The sequence below is a fragment of the Dysgonomonas reticulitermitis genome (assembly GCF_054601275.1).
This window is the reverse complement of sequence record NZ_BAAHWU010000014.1, coordinates 17,879-37,512: the sequence shown is the minus strand read 5'-3', so window position 1 is coordinate 37,512 and position 19,634 is coordinate 17,879. Positions and strand designations below refer to the sequence as shown.

Sequence of the window (19,634 nt, the reverse complement as noted above, 5' to 3'; positions counted from 1 at the left end):
ATTTTGTTTATTATTTTTTGCATGGGTTATAGTCTCCTTATTTTAACTAAAATGTAACAAAAGTAACAGCTATTTCCTGTTTTTTCGGTGTCGCCTTTTTTATTTTGTTCGATGCTATATAAAGATAATAATCTATGAGTTTATTGCTTTCTCTATTTTTTCAAGAAGGTCTTTACCTATATGGGAGATGATAGTGTTCAGTTCTTCTTCTGTGGGCAATTCATTATAGGAATATTCTTGTCTATTTTTTTTGTAATCAATCGCATAAGTTTCTTTTAAAAAGGAAAAAAATACTTGTTCAGAACTCAATTCTACCTCAGTGTATAGCTCACGCAAATTTATAAAGATAGATTTAATGATAATATTATCAATTGCTAATTTATTTTTTTCTTTATATATAGCCTTTAAACATTCCATAGAACTACTATTTCTGTACTTTTTATTTTCTATAGCAATTTCACATATACAACCTGTAAATAAATCATTAAATTTCGATATTTTACTATCATAATTCTTACAAAAAACCTCTATTACATTTTTATAAATATATTCCAAAGATTCCTCTAATTTTTTCACTGCTTCTTCATTTTTATTCCTATCCCCAGATCCCTTCTTCAACAAACTCAACTGCTTTTCCCAGTCGTCTTGTTCCTCGATGCTTTCTCCTTTAGCTCCCCTGATTGATAAATCGAGGCTCCAAGCCAGTTGCTTTATCATGTAATTTATAAATGGCTCAATGTCTTCGAATTTGGCATTTGCTCCATCAGATGGAGTCAAGCCGACGTTAATATCGCTTTGATGGAGTACTCGCAAATAATTTTCTTTGTCTTCACTTTTTATAATAACCATAGGATAACCATAACGCATCAAAACATAGTTTACCAACAAACGTGCAATACGTCCGTTGCCATCTTCAAAAGGATGGATGCGGATATAACGATAGTGAACCAACGAAGCTAATTCGACAGGCGGCATAGAGCCTTCGGCAATCTCCTTATTCATCCAAGAAACAAAGTCGTTCATCATTGCCGGAGTTTCTTCGGGCGATGCGTAATGAAACTCTTCGCCTGTGGCTGTAATAACTGAATTGGGACGGGTTTTATAAACACCTATTTTTATTTCGTATCTACTACCATTCTTTGGATTGGTTTTCCAATAGTCTTCTACAAGTATAATTTTATTGAGGTCGCGAATATCTCGTTCGGTTAGTTGACGTGATTTGTCTTTTGCTGTCTCTTCAATCCATCGGAGCCCTACATTATGCGCTTTCATTTCTTCGTAATCGCGCATTCTGGCATCGCCTGTTGTATCGCCAAAAATCAATAATAATTTAGTTTGACCGTAAGTCAGAGTATTTCCTTCAAGATGATTGGAATTATAATTAAATTCCAGCCTGAATTTTTTATCTAGCCTTTTTTTGCAATCTTCACTAAAAGGTTGCAGGCTGCAATATTCTTCAATTAATTTCCTCAATTGGTTTTTCATATTTTTCTTTATTTAAAATATGCTCCTTCTTCAAATTTATAGCCCCTCAGTAACTCATCTGTTCCCATTGCCTTTTTTCCGGGAAATTGTAATTCGGTAACGTTTATATATCCATTGTTGCATATAATATGCAGATAAGTTTTATTATCTGTAATTATATGACCTGTAGGTAGATTATTTTTTGCGATTATCTTTTCCTCTGCGTATATTTTTACAGCCAACGGTTCTTTGTCTTCGCTGTGTAACTCTGACCATGCGGCAGGGTAGGGCGATAGTCCCCGGATATGATTGTGTATAGCATCTACACCTTTGCTCCAGTCTATCCGGCAAGATTCTTTAAAGATTTTTGGTGCAGGTTTCAGTTCCTGTTCATTCATATAGAACTTGCTTTGGTCGATAGCTTCTACTTTATCTTCCAGGATTAGGTCTACGGTCTCTTTTACCAGCTTTGCCCCTAAATGCATGAGTTCATCGTGAATCTTTCCTACATTGTCCGTCTCTTCTATTTTTACTTTATCCTGAAGGATAATCTTTCCGGTATCGATTTCGTGAGTCAGGAAGAATGTTGTTACACCTGTTTCTTTTTCTCCATTGATGACAGCCCAATTGATAGGTGCAGCGCCACGATATTGGGGTAGAAGAGATCCATGCAGATTGAATGTGCCTAAACGTGGCATATTCCAAACTACCTCTGGCAGCATACGGAATGCTACAACGATTTGCAGGTCGGCATTCCATGCATCCAGTTCTTTCAGGAATGATTCATCTTTCAGCCTTTCGGGTTGCAAAAGTGGCAAATTGTTATCCAGAGCATACTTCTTTACTGCCGAATACTGGATTTTGTGTCCTCGTCCACTTGGTTTGTCCGGCATCGTAACCACCCCTGCTATGTTATATTGATTCTCTACGAGAGTCCGTAAGCTTTCTACAGCAAAGTCGGGTGTACCCATAAAGACTATCTTTAAATCTTTCTTATCCATTTATTTTCTCTTTATAATGCAAATTTAAGGATAAATATCCTGTATAAAGAAAAACGCAAAGATTAAAATAATCCTTGCGTTTCTGATATATATTGTAACATTTTCTAATCAAAAGTGTTTTTACTTCGCTTATGTACATTGAAAGGATCTTTTTTGAAAAAAAGAACTTTTACCAGCCAAAGAATAACTACAGTAACGCACACAATAGCGATTGTGATACCTGTTTTCCATATATGCGCCCATTCTATAGGAGTTATTCCCCACAGGGCGAGTACAGTAAGAGTAGCTCCGGTGAGTATAATTATTGTTGCAAGAGTACCTATAAATAATCTCATAAGGCATTATTTTATTGAGTTTAATGAATACAAATATATAAAACAATGGTTTATCTTGTAATAATTTAAACAATCTTATGATTCTAAATATGTTAATTATTTGCAGCTTTCTTTCGCTTTGAATCCGTCTTGAAGAGAACTTCCCCGTGCTTCTAAACAATCGATCGGAAGGAATTTGGCGTAAGTAACTGTAGATGGAAGAATATCGTAGGAATAACCGGAATTTACCAAAATTATAATACCATTATTGAGTGGATATTCGGTAAAGTCTTTTTCTACCTCTACCCCTTGTATTCTTTTCCGGTCTATTACCGAATAGGGTTTGTATGAGATGTGAGATACGATGTTCGAATTATAAGTTTGTGAACTGAAGCTGTAAAGGTTATAGCTATTCCACATAATTATTCCTGTTACAAATATGAACGAAATTGTTTTTCCTATAAGTGGTAAGTGATTGCTCTTTAACAATAGTGTTCCACCTGTAAATATTGCAGCGCATAAAATACCGGATATAAACCTGATGTCGGGCCCCCCTGTAGCCCATACCAATATGACAATGAGAAAGACAGAATACATCAGCCATACCTGCGCACCGGCTTTTCTCCTGTGCTTTATCAGATAGTATGTCATTATGGACATCGAAATGAATGTGAATAAATATATGATGTCCGCCAGTATATTTATCGCTAAGGGATCTCGTATGCTCATGTCCGGATATTTAAGGGTGATACGCAAGAAATAATACCCGACGGCAAAAATGTAGTCTTTCTGTTGTATAGCCACCTCTCGGGGCACTTTCCAGTCGAAAGAGAATAAATCGACCTGATAGAGGGGATATACAAGGTATCCTGAAATAATGACATTTCGTATCAACCAAGGTATTACGATCAGGCTGCATATACTTATCAGGAAATATAATTCTTTATATTTCTTTTCTTTGATAAGCAGGTACAGCAAATAGACGCTAAAGATACAAACCGGGAAAAAGGATAACTTGCACGTAAGTAGAAAGACCGGCAGAATTATATAAATAATATTGTTTGTAGTTAATGACTTAGGGTGAAGTATAAGCCGGGCTATAATATAAAATACGATAAAGTTAGGCAGGATATCAGTCGATGTATTTCCCAGAAAATAAATAGATACCCAAAACAGAAGTATATATGAAATAAGTACTACAACTCGCTTTATTTCATAATTCGATTTAAATAACACATACAATACCCAACAAGAAATAGCTGTAACAAAAAATGATTGCACAGGATAAATCGCTTCTCCAAATAGAAATCGGAATGTAAAAATCGAACTCAGTAAAAAATAATTAGAGTTGAATCCAAATTTATCATCCAAGTTTCCAAGTCCGGGTACAACGGCATATTCCTCGTTCCATCTTATATTTTGATGGTGATACACGAGTGAGTCATAGACCTCCTGGTCCCATGAAAACAGATAAAGAGAAAATAGAATTAACGCGATCAATAACAGGGTCTGTATTTTAGTCAAACTTGCTATAGCTCGTTTCACCGGGGCTAGAGTATCTAAAGCTCTTTTGCGGTAAATAGACCAATAGGCTGAGCTTACCGCAATACTAATCAACAGGAATATATGGTTTGAGGGCATCCATAAAGACCAGACCGATAAGGGAATAATGAGCAGGCACAGCCCTGCAAGTAACTTATCGACAAGGTTATAGTTTCCCGGTTGTTTACGGATTTTTTCAGATAACGCGAGCAGCATATCTCCAAATGAAAGGAGTACGAATGCCAAGGTTATCCATGAAATAAAAATTGCAAGCATATCTTTTTATTATACCGCTACCTCTCCCTTTATATGCGGATGAGGATCATATCCTTCTAACAGAAAGTCTTCATATTTAAAGTCGAAAATACTTTTTACGTCAGGGTTGATCACCATCTGCGGCAATGCACGAAAATCGCGGCTAAGCTGTAATTTAACCTGTTCCAGATGATTTGTATAAATATGAGCATCACCCAAAGTGTGAACAAAGTCTCCGGCTTCTAATCCGGTAACTTGCGCCATCATTTTCAATAATAATGCGTAGGATGCAATATTGAATGGAACTCCCAAAAATATATCGGCACTACGTTGGTATAGCTGTAAACTTAATTTCCCATCAGCTACATAGAACTGAAAGAAAGCGTGGCAGGGAGGAAGATTCATATTGGGCAGATCGGCTACATTCCATGCACTGACAATGATGCGGCGGGAATCGGGATTGTTCTTGATCGTGTTGACAGCGTTGGATATCTGATCGATGTGCCCTCCGTTATAATCAGGCCATGAACGCCATTGGTAGCCGTAGATATGTCCTAAGTCGCCATTCTCATTTGCCCATTCATTCCAGATACGCACACCATGTTCTTGCAAATACTTGGCGTTGGTGTCTCCATTGAGGAACCAGAGTAATTCGTATATAATAGATTTCAGATGTAGCTTTTTGGTTGTCAGTACAGGAAAGCCTTCCGCTAAGTTATAACGGCTTTGATGTCCAAATACGCTGATTGTACCTGTTCCGGTCCGGTCGCTTTTGTGAACACCTTCTTCAAGGACTCGTTTCAGCAGATCGTGATATTGTTTCATTGTCGATTATCTTTGTTAAGATACAAAAATATAAAATAAGTCGGTAAAAAGATAATGCTTAACGTTTGTTTATGTCTTTTATAGTCCGGAGAGTAATTTAATATTCAATTATTGTAATAAAAAAAGGTCTGCAAATCATTTGATTTACAGACCTTTTGTCTTATTTCTTCGAGGAATGCCGGAAACTGTCTTTTTCTATTTTTCTTCTATGGTAGTCCCAGGCAGAGTTGAATCAAGATAGAAAAACTTGATAGAAAAATTGATTCATTAATTTTAATTAAAGAATGTCTTGATGGTGCGGAAGTCTGGACAACTGTTCCCTGAGAACCACATGAAATAGATATTCTCCTCTAAAGATTTGGCTATCTTACGACAAGAGTAAATATTACACAGGTAAGAATAATACAAAACAACTTTTTGACGTAATATCCAAATACATTTGAGGCTGTTCCATACTTTTGGGACAGCCTCTTTTTTATAATTCTAATTCTCCGTTTCTTTATACCATTTATTCAGACGTCCACCAACAAAGGTGAAAAACCAGTGGTTCTTAAACTTATCTACATACTCTATGGTCTGGTCACCGTTATTTTTTTGATCCACTACCGAGTACTTGTCACCCATAAGAGCTACAATTTGTTGTTGAGTCATACCCAACTCCACCTGTTTCAATTGATTGTTATAGGCTGTACCACAGGCGGCCAATGCTACCGCCATAAATAGAACTAAAAGTATTTTCTTCATAATTTATATAGTTTGTGTAAAGTAAAACATTTAATGATCCGGATTAGTTTTTAAAACGGAAAGATTATCAAATTATTTCAATATCTATCCTTCCATAGTTTCTTCATAAGTTCCGCGATTTTAGCTTCGGATGGATTTTGCTGGGGCTTCCAGAATTGTCTTCCTTTTATCTCTTTCGGAACATAATCCTGTTCCACAAAATTATTTTCGTAGCTATGAGCGTATTTATATTCCTTTCCGTAGTCCAACTCTTTCATCAGTTTGGTAGGTGCATTACGCAGATGAAGCGGAACAGGCAGATTCCCGGTTTCATCGACTAAAGCGATAGCTTCGTCTATTGACATGTATGCAGAGTTGCTTTTAGGCGAAGTTGCCAAATATATAGTTGCTTCTGCTAATACAATACGTCCTTCGGGCCAACCTATTTTATGTAATGTTTCGAAGCAGGCATTAGCTAACAAGAGTGCATTCGGATTTGCCAATCCGATATCTTCGGCAGCAGAAATCACCAGTCTGCGGGCTATAAATTTAGGATCTTCCCCTCCGGCCACCATCCGTGCCAACCAATATATTGCCGCATCGGGATCGCTTCCCCTGATAGATTTGATAAAAGCTGAAATTATGTCATAATGCATTTCTCCGCCTTTATCATATGCTGCCGGATTCTCCTGAAGCCTCTCGGTAACTATTTCGTCTGTTAATACAACTTTATCATCCGTTTCCGACGAAATAACCAAATCGAGGATATTCAATAATTTACGGGCATCACCTCCCGAAAATCGTAGCAATGCATTTGTCTCTTTCAATTCAACATTGCGGTCTTTCAATATAATATCCTGAGTGATTGCCCGTCGAGCTAACTCAATCAGATCTTCTTTGTCCAGCGATTGAAGAACATAAACCTGACAACGGGACAGTAAAGGACGGATAACTTCGAAAGAAGGGTTTTCTGTTGTAGCGCCGATCAGCGTAATAACACCTGTTTCCACGGCATTTAATAATGAATCTTGCTGAGACTTGGAAAAACGATGGATTTCATCGATGAACAAGATAGGGCTTTTTGTATTAAAGAACTGATTTCGTTTGGCTTGGTCTATCACTTCCCGTACATCTTTTACACCCGAATTGATAGCGCTCAATGTATAGAAAGGGGTATCCAAAGTATTAGCAATAATTTGGGCCAATGTCGTTTTTCCAACACCCGGAGGCCCCCACAGCAAGAAAGAGGGTATTCTCCCCGACTCTATCATTTTGCGAAGAATGGCGCCATCTCCTACAAGATGCTTTTGTCCAATATATTCATCCAGGTTACGAGGGCGTAACCGTTCTGCTAAAGGCTGACTCATGATCATAAAGTTATCAATCAAAAATACAAAAAGTTTGCTTCCGGTGCAAGTCAACTTTATAAGGAAAATAAAAAAGAGCCGGCAATAAGCCGGCCCATAATCTTGTTATAATCGTTTCTATTATATCGAAAGTATCTTTAAAGTATCCAATAAGTCTTGTTGTAAAGGCTTATTTTTCTTTATAGCTTTAGAGAATGGAACATATACAATCTCGTCGTTCTGAATCCCGATCATTACATTACGTTGTCCGTCAAGAAGAGCATCGATCGCGGCAGCGCCCATCCTACTGGCCAAAATACGATCGCTGGCTGTAGGAGATCCTCCCCGTTGCACATGGCCTAAAATAGATACACGAACATCGTATTGCGGATATTCTTTTTTTACACGTTCAGCCATCGCCATCGCTCCTCCTGTAATATCGCCCTCCGTAACTAAAACTAAGCTACTATTCTTACTCTTACGGAATCCGTTTGAGATCAGATCGGCTAACTGGTCTTGTTCCATAGACTTTTCAGGGATGATAGCAGCTTCGGCGCCCGATGCAATAGCCCCGTTTAAAGCAAGAAATCCACATTCGCGCCCCATTACTTCTATAAAGAAAAGCCGTTCGTGCGAACTCGCTGTATCGCGTATCTTATCCACAGCCTGCATAATCGTATTCAACGCTGTATCATAACCGATTGTAAGGTCTGTTCCTTGCAAATCGTTATCAATTGTTCCCGGAAGACCAACAATTGGCAAATTAAATTCCTGCGCAAATATACGGGCTCCGGTCAACGACCCGTCTCCTCCAATAACGACAAGCGCGTCTATCTCTTCCCGTTGTATGGTTTCATAAGCGATTTTACGGCCTTCCGTTGTTTGAAATTCTTTACTACGGGCAGTCTTCAACATTGTTCCACCCTGCTGTATGATATTACTTACGCTATTTGTCTTGAATGGTACGATCTCGTTAGTGATAAGACCTCTATAACCACGTAAAATACCCTTAACTTCTATACCATTGTATATAGCCGCGCGGGTAACAGCACGAATAGCAGCATTCATTCCGGGAGCATCACCTCCCGATGTTAAAATTCCAATACACTTAATAGCCATAATACTTATCTTAGTTTTATATAACAATGCAAAAGTAAAAATTAAATTAGTGATACAATTAAATTCTAATTGCAATTCGGTTAATTCACCCCCATTCTTATTTCATTTATCTTAGCTTCTACATCTTCCATCTGCCATTTTGGTGTGGAAGTTGCACCGCAAATACCAATAGTGGCAGTTTTATTTACTACATCGGGATTAATATCCGAAGGTGTGGTTATAAAATATGAATTCGGGTTATATTTTTTACATTCAGCGAACAGAACTTTCCCATTTGAACTCTTTTCTCCGGCTACAAAGAATATTATATCGTTTTTCAACGCAAACTCTTTTATATTTGGAATACGGTTCGACACCTGACGACAAATTGTATCAAAGAACTCAAATTTGGCATCCCCGACCATACGGCTTTGCATAATGTCGATAATTTCCTGAAACCCATCCAAAGGCTTGGTAGTCTGAGAGAAAAGACAGATGTTTTTAGAGAAATCAAGTTTTTCCAAATCCTCCTTTTTCTCGATAACAATAGCCGAAGACTGGGTCTGTCCGAGCAAACCATTTACTTCAGCATGCCCATTCTTACCATAAATAACAATCTGCGTATTTTGCTCCTTTTCCTGCTCGTACTTATCATGAATCTTCTTCTGCAAACGGAGAACAACAGGGCATGACGCATCTATAATCTCAATATTGTTTTCTTTTGCGATTTGGTATGTGGACGGTGGTTCACCATGAGCTCTCAGTAAAACCCGGACATTTTTTAACTGGGCAAATTGCTCATGATTGACCGTTTTCAATCCCAAACTTTCCAATCGGTCTACTTCCAGGTTATTGTGAACAATATCACCTAAGCAATACAATAATCCTCCTTTAGCCAATTCTTCTTCGGCTTTTTTGATGGCATTTACAACACCAAAACAAAAACCCGACTTTGCATCTATTTCAATATTACTCATTAGTTTGTAGTTATTTGTTTGAACTTTTCTATTAACCATTGCATCTGTTCGTCAATGGTCATATATGAATTATCCAGAAGAATAGCATCATCAGCTTTTAGCAAAGGACTCTCTGCCCGTGTCTGATCCATATGATCTCTGGATTTTAGATTTTCCAATACTTCTTCAAAAGTAGTTTTATTATCTCCTTTCGAACGTAATTCATCGAAACGGCGTTGTGCTCTTATTTCTGCCCCGGCCGTAACAAATATTTTCAGTTCCGCGTTAGGGAAAACAACAGTTCCTATATCCCTGCCATCCATCACTATCCCTTTCTTTTTGCCCATATCCTGTTGTAGCGCGACCATTGCGCGACGAACAAATGGTATCGCACTTACAACACTAACTTTAGAAGAAACCTCCATGCTACGAATTTGAGCTTCTACGTTTTCACCATTCAGGTAAGTATCGGGTGTTCCGGATTCTTTATTTAGTTGGAACTCTACTTTTATATCTTTTATTTGTTCCTGTAAGCCTTTCTCATCCAATTTATTGCCATCAAACAAACCTTGTTTTATACAGTATAACGTAATAGCCCTGTACATAGCTCCGCTATCGATATAAATATATCCTATTTCTTTAGCTAAGCTTTTAGCCATTGTACTTTTTCCGTTTGATGAAAAACCGTCGATTGCAATTACTATTTTCTTCATTTTATTCTATTTAAACAGCCGATTATGATAATTGTTTATTTTTTTAAGCTAATTTGGGTCAACAAAGATAGGTGAAAAACGTATCAAAGGCAAAACGTTTATCTGGCTAAAAGCTTTATCACATTTTTCTTATATACAACTTCATAAATATAATAAAAAAAGTATCTATTGTTATTTCGTCAGGGTTTTAACCAGGGCAACCGCATCAAAATTTTGACTCCTACCGGAATAAACAGTCAGCAGTTAGCAGTAAACAGTCAGCAGTCAACAACTTGTACCTCGTATCTCGTCTACTCGTATCTTTTTAACTAAAATGTAACAAACTCCACACTCATTTTCAAATTTTCACATTTTCAAATTCGCTAATTATCAAATTATCTATTATAGATAAAACGAACGTCGAACAACGTTTCACTCTTCTTCATTTTTTTTGCCCTGGTTAAAACCCTAACGAAATAACAATAGATACTTTTTTTATTTATTTTTGCATTCGAAACTTCTAATCTTAAAATTATGGTAAAAAAGGTACTCTTCTCTTTTGCATTCTTATTGCTTTCTTTTTCAGTGTATTCTCAAAATCTCCAATTGCACTTCGACCCTCGTCATGCACTACATGGAGATAAGATTTCTACTAAAAATTATTTTACTGCAACATTCGAAATGTTCAAACCTGACAAATGGGGTTCTACTTTTATGTTTGTGGATCTGGATTTCAACCAAAGCAGAGGTAATATAGGTACTGCCTATATGGAAATCGCGCGTGACATCAAATTGGGTAAAAGCCCTGTACAGGCTCATATAGAGTTCAATGGAGGTGTAGGTAAAGCCGAAAATTTCGGATTTTCAATAGCCAATGCTTACATGGCGGGAGCTTCTTATTCTACAATGATAGATAAAGCTGTTTTAGGAACATATTTAGTATACAAATACAATGCCTTCGCGAAAGTAAGTAACGATATTCAATGGACTGTAACCTGGGGTATGGATCTATGTAACAACAAACTGAGAGTTTGTGGCTTTATGGATATCTGGACACAAAATAAAAACACGTCCCATGGTCCGGGCGAAAGTGGCAAAGAAATAGTTTTCCTTACCGAACCGCAGTTTTGGTATAATGTAAGTCCAAATTTGGCTTTAGGTAGCGAAATTGAAATCAGTAATAATTTCCTCAACAAAAAAGACAAAGCATATATCAATCCTACGATTGCCGCAAAGTGGAACTTCTAAGATAAAAAACAATGAAAACGAGCATGAATAGCGATTCACCAAAGTCTATGATAATTTTGTCATGCGAGTTTCCATACTACCATTAAAAACAAAATTATCGTATGAAAAACTTCCTTGAAAAATTCTTTCAGCTAAAAGAGAATAAGACCACCATTCGCAAAGAGTTTCTTGCCGGCCTTATTACTTTTCTTACCATGTCGTATATATTAATAGTTAACCCTAGTATATTGTCGACTACGGGCATGGACAAAGACGCCCTATTTACAGCAACTGCTTTGTCAACTGTTTTTGCCACATTGATGATGGCTCTTTATGCCAAATTACCAATCGCTCAGGCTCCGGGAATGGGACTAAACGCGTTCTTTGCATTTACCATATGCGGCGTTATGGGATATCCGTGGCAGTTTGCACTGACAGCCGTATTCATTGAAGGTCTTATCTTCATTGTCCTTACATTCTTCAATGTCCGTGAACTTATAGTAAAAAGTATTCCTAAAGTATTGAAAGACGCCATACCTGTAGGTATCGGTCTTTTTATAACCCTCATAGGACTCAAAAACGCAAATATAGTAGTATCCAATCCGAATACATTGGTTGCTTTAGGCGATTTTTCCCAACATAGTGTATGGATAGCCTTACTTGGGTTGATCGTTACAGGCGTATTATTTGTTAGAAACGTGAATGGCTCTATATTAATAGGGATCGTTGTCGCAACTATCTTTGGAGTTATACTCGGAGATGTGACTTTGCCGGATACAAGTGTAATAGGAGTCCCACCATCGATAACTCCCATTTTTGCTCAATTTAACTGGGACCAGATATTCTCATTCGACATGCTGGTTGTTGTTTTCACACTGTTGTTTGTTAACCTGTTCGATACAGTAGGTACATTAATAGGCGTGGTATCTAAAGCAGGATTGACCGATGAAGATGGTAATTTCCCTCAAATGAAGAAAGCCCTATTCTCTGATGCTTTAGGCACAACAGTAGGCTCTGTTCTGGGAACAAGTACTGTTACTGCATATGTGGAAAGCGCTTCGGGGGTTGCTTCGGGAGGTCGTACCGGGCTTACGTCTGTTAGCACTGCCCTAATGTTTGTTTTGGCTTTATTCTTCGCGCCGTTGTTTCTGATGGTTCCTGCGGCAGCAACATCACCGGCTCTGGTTATTGTCGGATTGTTTATGATATCTTCTGTAGCCAAGGTTAACTTTAGCGATATGAGCGAGGGCCTTCCTGCTTTTCTTACTATTGTATTCATGCCATTTACATATAGCATTGCAGAAGGAATTGTATTTGGTATGCTAAGCTTCGCGTTCATCAAATTATGCTCCGGCAAGTATAAAGACGTATCTGTTACTGTATATGTTATTGCTGTATTATTCTTATTGAAAATAGTTTTAGATGCATCTCATGTTATGGCGCATTAGGAAAATGAACTAAATATCTATCGAATTATTGAACGATTTTATTGAAGATTGGAAGAAGTTTAGTGAGTTTTGTTATTATATTTGGTAAATTTTTAAATAATATATTTATGAAAAAAACATTATTTATTCTTTTCTATTTAACATTAGGTTGTGTGTCTATACTATTTGCTCAAGACGCAAAAAAGGAAGTTGAAACAATCAAAACAAAAATGGATGCTTTCTCTTCTAAAACAGGAACAATAACTAAATTTATAGACACGAAACTTCCTGATTTAAAAACAACCTACAGTTCCCCTGAAACACGGATTAGAAAAATCAGCAATACAAATACATCAGCTTACTTCTACCAAATTGAGAAAGAGGGAAAGTATAGCAATATTACAGCATCTATCGAATATTCCGACTTACTTGAGGTCATAAAAGCATTGTCTGTATTAAAAGTTGAAGAAAGTAAAGATATTGCTTCAAATCCTGATTATTTGGAAAATAAGTTTGTAACTGTAGATGGTTTTCAAATTGGATACTTTGTAAATAACGGTAAAAGTACTTGGTATATAAAACTTGAAAAATATGGATCAGATAATACTGTATTTATAAACGATGTAAATGTTGTTGAAACTGCATTTACTGAAGCTAAAAATAAAATAGAAAAACTTAAACAGTGAATTATCGAAGTTCCCTAATCAACTGATTTAAAACAGAAAAGCAACCTCTTTTGAGATTGCTTTCTGTTTAGTTGAACACTCTATCGAATTATCGAACGATTTTATTGAAGATTGGAAAAGAATAATTAATTTTTCAAACCTTCTTAGCATTAATAAACTTATGTACGAGTAAACTACTAATTATTCAGGACAAACGCATCTAATTTTTAATCAGATTGATTAGGTAGTTGTTGTCCCATCCTGCTTTCAGCCTTTTCCCTCTGACTCCAATTTTTGTTATTTTGTCGTTTTTCAACAGGTTTAAAGCTATCCGGTTTAATAAAGAGTAGTTTTGAGCTGCAAATCCGTTTCTTTTGCGACTGCTATCTTCATTGAAACCAACATCAAGTACCCAATGCAACGAGTTTTCAACACTCCAATGAGCGCGTATGGATTGGTTTATGAGTTTAGCATCAGCCACAAGACTACTGATATAAAGCCGGATTTCCTTCTCTGTCTTACCACTGGATTTGATATAACGTTCCGATTCTATCTTTACCAAAGTCCTTAGTCCTTCCCATTCTTTCTTTGATTCAATCAGGGAAAGGTCATCTATAACCAGGCATCTGCGGGTTTCCACCCTCCCATGTCCACTATCCAGCTCTTCGTTAGAATCACGAATCGGCAGGAAACGAAAAGAATCCTCTACTTGTTCCAAAAGGTTTCCTTGATTGCCTTTAAGTACCAGCAGTTCCAATAGTTTGGGAATAGCTGTTATTTCATTACTCTTTTCATCAACTTTTGTTTGACCCAATACGATGTGATTCTTTTCAGCCCAGGCACTGACCATGTGAACGATGGACTTTTTATCTGAAGTACGGCTACCGCACATACTTTTACCATCTATGGCTACCACTTCATTCGCGCATAAATCGGCGACCGACCGTGTCCAGTCCATAAAACACTGCTCCAATTCCTGAGGATCCAATGCTGAGAATACACGATTGAATGTGTCGTGAGAAGGAATACCACCGGGCAGGCGGAGAAACGTTTTGAGCCAGTCTTCTTTAGACTTGCCGAATTCTTCAATCTCATTCCAGCCTTCTGCTCCACAAATTATAGAGGCAATGGCGATAAATAATATATCTTCAAGATCATGCTCGCGAGTTCTTTCTACACGAGGGTCGGTAAGGGTTGAAAAATAGCAAAGGGGACTTTCCATAAAGCGTTTTCTTCGGAAAGACAGTACTTATTCCGGAATTAATAACAAATATTAGATGCGTTTGCCCTGAAGCGACAGTTAAAAAGTTATGAGTTTTAAGTACTTATTACTTATTACTCTAAGCTTACCCATATTAGAGTGTGTATCAAAAGATGTATAAAACAAGAGAGATCTGATCCCCAAACCTATAATTTTGACGATTCCGTAATCTTTTCACATAAAATAGCTATTTAATATCAGAATTTTATTAAATTTGCACTTTAATCGAATAGCTATATTAGTATGTTCCCTTAACATCACAGCCTTGTTATGAATATAAAAATTTTACTATTATTGGTGCTCTTAGGTTTGTTTATCCTACCTGGCGCAGCACAAAATGCGACAACCACTTCAAATCCTGCGACTGTCCAGTTAATTAACGACGATCGTGTCACTATATTAAGAAGTGATGTTTCCGGAGAAGAAATAGTTTTGTCGAAAGCAACTAAAATGAGAAAGAAATATTTTAGTTGTCCGGATGTTATTCCGAATCTTTGTGGACCAGTAGAAAAATCGCCCAACATAAATAATGTGACGACTCCCAATATTAAGTCTGAAACAAAACAGATAGAACAACCGAAGGGAGAACCTTTCTTCTTACCGGATCCTGTATTCTTCCGCATAAATAAATACGTTATAGACCCTTCCGAATGGGCTAAAATAGAATTGGCGGTAAACTACCTGAACGAACATCCGAATGCAACGTGTGTAGTTACCGGATATGCAGATAAAAAAACGGGGAATACGAAAATCAACTTGAAGCTTTCAGAGCAACGTTCTAACGCGGTTGCCAAAGCGATGGAAACAAAATACGGTATCAACAAAAACAGATTATCTATTAACTGGAAAGGAGATGGGTTGCAACCATTCGAACTTGAAAATGATAAAAACAGAGCTGTTTTATTCCTGATCAATCCTTAATAAATAACGAAACAATTAAATATAAAAATACCCCTACGGATTCCATAGGGGTATTTTTATGTCGAATATTTCATCAGGTCATTTATTCACTCTGAAACGTTGATTCCCATTTTTAATGAAATCTACAATCTGGTTTGCCGCAGCAATACCGGCGTTTATGTTTGCTTCAGATGTCTGAGCTCCCATTTTTTTCGGCGTAGAAAAATATCTTCCTCCGAATTTTTCTAACATCCCGGCATGGTTGCCCGGCATAATATCAGTCACATATCTGAAATCTTTACGGTCTTCCATCAACTTCACTATTTCAACCTCATCGATGACTTCTTTACGGGCTGTATTGATAAGCAAAGCATTCTTTGGCATCTTACTCAATAATGCATAATTAATGGAATTCTTTGTTTCAGCCGTTGCAGGAATATGTAATGAAACTACCTGACAGGTAGTATACAAATCTTCAACCGAATCCACAGCTTTGACGCCCTCCTTCTCAATAGCCTCTTTAGTCAGGAACGGATCGTAAGCATAAACTTCCATTCCAAAACCTTTGGCGATACGAGCTACATTGCGTCCTACATTCCCGTAGGCATGAATGCCTAGTTTCTTTCCATACAACTCGGTTCCGGATGTACCATTATACAAGTTACGTACAGCGTATACAGCCATGCCAAGAGCAAGTTCCGCCACAGCATTGGCATTCTGCCCCGGAGTATTCATTACGCATATATTGTTTGCTGTCGCAGCATCCAGATCGATGTTATCAAAACCGGCTCCTGCGCGCACAACAATTTTCAGATTCTTAGCAGCATCCAGTACTTCCTTATCAAAAATATCGCTGCGGATGATAGCAGCTTCTACATTAGCCACAGCGTCCAGAAGCTGTTTTTTTTCTGTGTATTTTTCAAGTAAAACAAGCTCAAAACCTGCATTTTCAACAGCTTCTCTGATACTATTCACAGCTTCAGAAGCAAATGGCTTGTCTGTTGCGATAAGTACTTTCATTATTTAGCAATTTTTTTTTCAAATTCTTTCATTGTGTCTACTAAAGCCTGAACTCCTTCTATCGGCATAGCATTGTAAATAGAAGCGCGGAAACCACCTACAGAGCGATGTCCCTTAAGCTCGTAAAGACCTCTTTCTTTAGCGAAATCAAGGAATGCCGCATCATTTCCTTCATATTCAGACGACAGTACAAAGCACACATTCATTAATGAACGGTCTTCAACCCGGCAGGTTCCTTTAAATACAGGATTACGGTCTATTTCATTATACAGCAACGCTGCTTTCTCCTTATTGCGACTATACATCGCGCTAAGTCCTCCGTTAGCTTTCAGCCATTTTAATGTTTGCAGAGCCGCGAAAATAGGCACAACCGGAGGCGTATTAAACATTGAACCATTTTCGATATGTGTGCGATAATCCAACATGGTAGGAATAGGACGGTTCATTTTCCCTAAAATCTCATCTTTAACGATAACGAATGTCAGCCCTGCCGGAGCCAGATTTTTTTGAGCGCCGCCATATATTAAACCATATTTGGACACATCTACCGGACGAGAAAATATATCGGATGACATATCTGCAACCAACGTCACCGGAGAATCCAGATCCGTATGCAGCTCTGTCCCGAAAATAGTATTATTAGTTGTAATATGGAAATAATCTGCGTCGGTAGGAATTGTATAATCTTTAGGAACATAAGAAAAATTAGCTGCCTTGGACGAAGCAACCTCAACTACTTCCCCAAACAGTTTAGCCTCTTTCAGGGCTTTACTTGCCCATGTCCCTGTATTCAGATAAGCCGCTTTCTTTTCCAACAAGTTGAAAGGAACCATGCAGAATTGCAGGCTAGCCCCTCCTCCAAGGAAAAGAACGGAATACCCTGTCGGTATCTCCAATAGCTCTTTGAACAACTCAACAGCTTCATCTATCACGGCTTGGAAATCCTTACCTCTATGGCTTACTTCCATTAAAGAAAAAGAAGAACCATTAAAATCCAAAATAGCTTTTGCTGTTTCCTCAATAGTTTGCTGAGGAAGGATAGATGGCCCTGCACTAAAATTATATTTCTTCATTTTGACATAAATTAGGGAATTAAGAACTCTTCTATGTTTATAGGACTTCAAAAGTAATAATTATATATCAAAAAAGTAGTAACTCGAAAAGATTTTTATTGACTTGCGTTCAAATACCCTGTCAAAAAGATTATTCCAAATAGATTATTTGTATTTTTCGCGGATTACGATGCTTTTATATATAGTTTTTATATATTTGCAGTTAGCAAAAAGTAAGATAAGGTAATAAAAGATTTATTAAATATCTTATCTGATATTTTAAACCTTATAACTAATATTAAAACATTATGACCAAAATCAAACCATTTAAAGGGATACGACCTCCAAAAAGCATTGTTCAGGAAGTGGTTTCACGTCCTTACGATGTATTAAGTTCACTGGAAGCTAAACTAGAAGCGAAGGACAATGAAAAATCGCTCTATCGCATAATAAAGCCGGAAATTGATTTTGAAGAAATGATCGATGAACATCACCCTGATGTATATGAGCGCGCTGTACAAAACTTCCATAAATTTCAGGAAAAAGGATGGTTGGTAGAAGATCCCGAAGAATATTATTATGTATATGCCCAGACGATGCATGGAAAGACTCAGTACGGATTAGTCGTCTGTTCACATGTGGAGGATTACATAAACGGAAATATTAAAAAACATGAACTTACCCGTCGCGACAAAGAAGAAGACCGTATGAAACATGTACGGATCAATAACGCGAACATAGAACCTGTTTTTTTTGCATATCCCGACAATAAAGATTTGGATAAGATAATATCAGGAATCATAGCTACTCCTCCGGAATATGATTTTGTAGCGGCCGACGGTGTAGGGCATCATTTTTGGATAATAAAGAAGAAGGATGATATAAAACAAATAACCGGAATCTTCGCGGATATACCCTATCTTTATATCGCAGACGGGCACCATCGTTCTGCAGCCGCGGCTCTCGTCGGCGCGGAAAAAGCGACACAAAATCCAAACCACAAAGGAGACGAAGAGTACAATTACTTTATGGCCGTATGTTTTCCGGACAATCAATTGAGTATCATAGACTATAACCGTTTGGTAAAAGATTTGAACGGGTTGAGTGTAAATGAGTTTTTAAAACAACTGGAAACATGTTTCACCGTAGAAGAAAAAGGCTCAAACATTATACCTCCTGCCGGTTTACATAATTTCTCCATATACCTTGATGGTAAATGCTATAGCTTGACAGCCAAAGAAGGGACTTACGACGACAATGATCCAATAGGAGTACTGGATGTTACCATATCGTCAAAACATATACTCGACGAAATACTCGGAATAAAAGATTTACGTTCCGACAAACGTATCGATTTCGTCGGTGGAATCAGAGGACTGGACGAACTCAAAAAACGTGTGGATAGTGGTGAAATGAAGCTGGCATTAGCTCTTTATCCTGTCACAATGAAACAGCTAATAGACATAGCCGATACGGGAAATATTATGCCTCCTAAAACTACCTGGTTTGAGCCTAAGTTACGTTCAGGGCTTGTGATACATAAACTGGACTGATAAAAAGATTGAAATAGAGGGACGGTTCAATTCGTCCCTTTATCTGTAATTGGGATTCTTGTTCTCTCTTACAAGTATTGCGATATGGAATGGTTGTTTCCTATACTTGTAACTAAGTTAGCTTTATCTATAGATGTAGTGGTAATTAGCGAATTTGAAAATGAGCGAATTTGAAAATGAGTGTGGAGTTTGTTACTTTTTAGTTAAAAAGTTACGAGTTTTAAGTTCTGAGCGCTGACTACTGTTTACTGTTTACTGATAACTGTAGAATTGGGCGTAATTCTTGCCCGTTAGGGCATTCATATCAATAGAA

The 19,634-nt window shown here is 37.5% G+C and carries 18 protein-coding genes and 1 pseudogene; 5 read left to right on the top strand and 14 right to left on the bottom strand.

What is annotated here, in order from left to right; genetic code table 11:
- Positions 1-132 precede the first annotated feature (132 nt).
- From ACYPZI_RS07585 to cmk, 11 genes and pseudogenes are all read right to left on the bottom strand, one after another.
- Positions 133-1,485, bottom strand: a complete 1,353-nt coding sequence (locus ACYPZI_RS07585; RefSeq protein ID WP_459600222.1) for a Fic family protein — start codon at positions 1,483-1,485, stop codon at positions 133-135.
- A gap of 8 nt (positions 1,486-1,493) precedes the next feature.
- Entirely contained in the window at positions 1,494-2,465 is a 972-nt protein-coding gene (gene fmt / locus ACYPZI_RS07580) for a methionyl-tRNA formyltransferase (protein ID WP_459600220.1), read from the bottom strand.
- 104 nt (positions 2,466-2,569) lie between these two features.
- The gene (locus tag ACYPZI_RS07575) at positions 2,570-2,800 is read right to left on the bottom strand and encodes a hypothetical protein (protein ID WP_459600218.1); all 231 of its coding nucleotides are present in this window, start codon (positions 2,798-2,800) and stop codon (positions 2,570-2,572) included.
- Between the two features lie 96 nt (positions 2,801-2,896).
- The gene (locus ACYPZI_RS07570) at positions 2,897-4,597 is read right to left on the bottom strand and encodes an LIC_10190 family membrane protein (RefSeq protein WP_459600216.1); all 1,701 of its coding nucleotides are present in this window, start codon (positions 4,595-4,597) and stop codon (positions 2,897-2,899) included.
- Between the two features lie 9 nt (positions 4,598-4,606).
- Positions 4,607-5,401, bottom strand: coding sequence for a thymidylate synthase (locus ACYPZI_RS07565; RefSeq protein ID WP_459600214.1), 795 nt, complete (start codon positions 5,399-5,401; stop codon positions 4,607-4,609).
- Between the two features lie 282 nt (positions 5,402-5,683).
- A pseudogene (locus ACYPZI_RS07560) lies at positions 5,684-5,812 on the bottom strand (transposase); the annotation flags it as partial.
- A gap of 72 nt (positions 5,813-5,884) precedes the next feature.
- Complete coding sequence (locus ACYPZI_RS07555) at positions 5,885-6,145, bottom strand: hypothetical protein (protein WP_459600212.1); 261 nt, start codon at positions 6,143-6,145, stop codon at positions 5,885-5,887.
- Between the two features lie 77 nt (positions 6,146-6,222).
- Positions 6,223-7,491 (bottom strand): replication-associated recombination protein A, encoded by a 1,269-nt coding sequence (locus ACYPZI_RS07550; RefSeq protein WP_459600210.1) that lies wholly within the window; start codon positions 7,489-7,491, stop codon positions 6,223-6,225.
- 120 nt (positions 7,492-7,611) lie between these two features.
- Entirely contained in the window at positions 7,612-8,592 is a 981-nt protein-coding gene (gene pfkA, locus ACYPZI_RS07545) for a 6-phosphofructokinase (protein ID WP_459600263.1), read from the bottom strand.
- 77 nt (positions 8,593-8,669) lie between these two features.
- The gene (locus tag ACYPZI_RS07540; RefSeq protein WP_459600208.1) at positions 8,670-9,545 is read right to left on the bottom strand and encodes a 4-hydroxy-3-methylbut-2-enyl diphosphate reductase; all 876 of its coding nucleotides are present in this window, start codon (positions 9,543-9,545) and stop codon (positions 8,670-8,672) included.
- Positions 9,545-10,237 (bottom strand): (d)CMP kinase, encoded by a 693-nt coding sequence (cmk, locus tag ACYPZI_RS07535; RefSeq protein ID WP_459600206.1) that lies wholly within the window; start codon positions 10,235-10,237, stop codon positions 9,545-9,547. Before cmk ends, ACYPZI_RS07540 begins: the two co-directional genes overlap by 1 nt.
- Positions 10,238-10,750: 513 nt before the next feature.
- On the opposite strand from cmk, the gene ACYPZI_RS07530 reads away from it, so the two are divergent.
- The 3 genes from ACYPZI_RS07530 to ACYPZI_RS07520 all read left to right on the top strand — a co-directional run bounded on the left by ACYPZI_RS07530 (position 10,751) and on the right by ACYPZI_RS07520 (position 13,556).
- A complete protein-coding gene (locus ACYPZI_RS07530) occupies positions 10,751-11,464 on the top strand; it encodes a DUF5020 family protein (protein WP_459600204.1) in 714 nt (237 codons plus the stop codon).
- Positions 11,465-11,565: 101 nt separating this feature from the next.
- The gene (locus ACYPZI_RS07525) at positions 11,566-12,891 is read left to right on the top strand and encodes an NCS2 family permease (protein ID WP_459600202.1); all 1,326 of its coding nucleotides are present in this window, start codon (positions 11,566-11,568) and stop codon (positions 12,889-12,891) included.
- A 107-nt stretch (positions 12,892-12,998) separates the two neighbouring features.
- The gene (locus tag ACYPZI_RS07520) at positions 12,999-13,556 is read left to right on the top strand and encodes a hypothetical protein (protein ID WP_459600200.1); all 558 of its coding nucleotides are present in this window, start codon (positions 12,999-13,001) and stop codon (positions 13,554-13,556) included.
- A gap of 199 nt (positions 13,557-13,755) precedes the next feature.
- Here ACYPZI_RS07520 and ACYPZI_RS07515 read toward each other — a convergent pair whose 3' ends face one another.
- Positions 13,756-14,757, bottom strand: a complete 1,002-nt coding sequence (locus tag ACYPZI_RS07515; RefSeq protein WP_459600198.1) for an ISAs1 family transposase — start codon at positions 14,755-14,757, stop codon at positions 13,756-13,758.
- 309 nt (positions 14,758-15,066) lie between these two features.
- On the opposite strand from ACYPZI_RS07515, the gene ACYPZI_RS07510 reads away from it, so the two are divergent.
- On the top strand, positions 15,067-15,717 hold the full coding sequence (locus ACYPZI_RS07510) for an OmpA family protein (RefSeq protein WP_459600196.1): 651 nt from the start codon (positions 15,067-15,069) through the stop codon (positions 15,715-15,717).
- Positions 15,718-15,795: 78 nt separating this feature from the next.
- On the opposite strand, the gene ACYPZI_RS07505 is transcribed toward ACYPZI_RS07510, so the two are convergent.
- Together ACYPZI_RS07505 and serC are read right to left on the bottom strand one after the other, a co-directional pair.
- Complete coding sequence (locus ACYPZI_RS07505; RefSeq protein WP_459600194.1) at positions 15,796-16,716, bottom strand: NAD(P)-dependent oxidoreductase; 921 nt, start codon at positions 16,714-16,716, stop codon at positions 15,796-15,798.
- Positions 16,716-17,789 (bottom strand): 3-phosphoserine/phosphohydroxythreonine transaminase, encoded by a 1,074-nt coding sequence (gene serC, locus ACYPZI_RS07500; RefSeq protein WP_459600192.1) that lies wholly within the window; start codon positions 17,787-17,789, stop codon positions 16,716-16,718. Before serC ends, ACYPZI_RS07505 begins: the two co-directional genes overlap by 1 nt.
- Before the next feature lie 287 nt (positions 17,790-18,076).
- On the opposite strand from serC, the gene ACYPZI_RS07495 reads away from it, so the two are divergent.
- On the top strand, positions 18,077-19,321 hold the full coding sequence (locus ACYPZI_RS07495) for a DUF1015 domain-containing protein (RefSeq protein WP_459600190.1): 1,245 nt from the start codon (positions 18,077-18,079) through the stop codon (positions 19,319-19,321).
- Positions 19,322-19,634 lie beyond the last annotated feature (313 nt).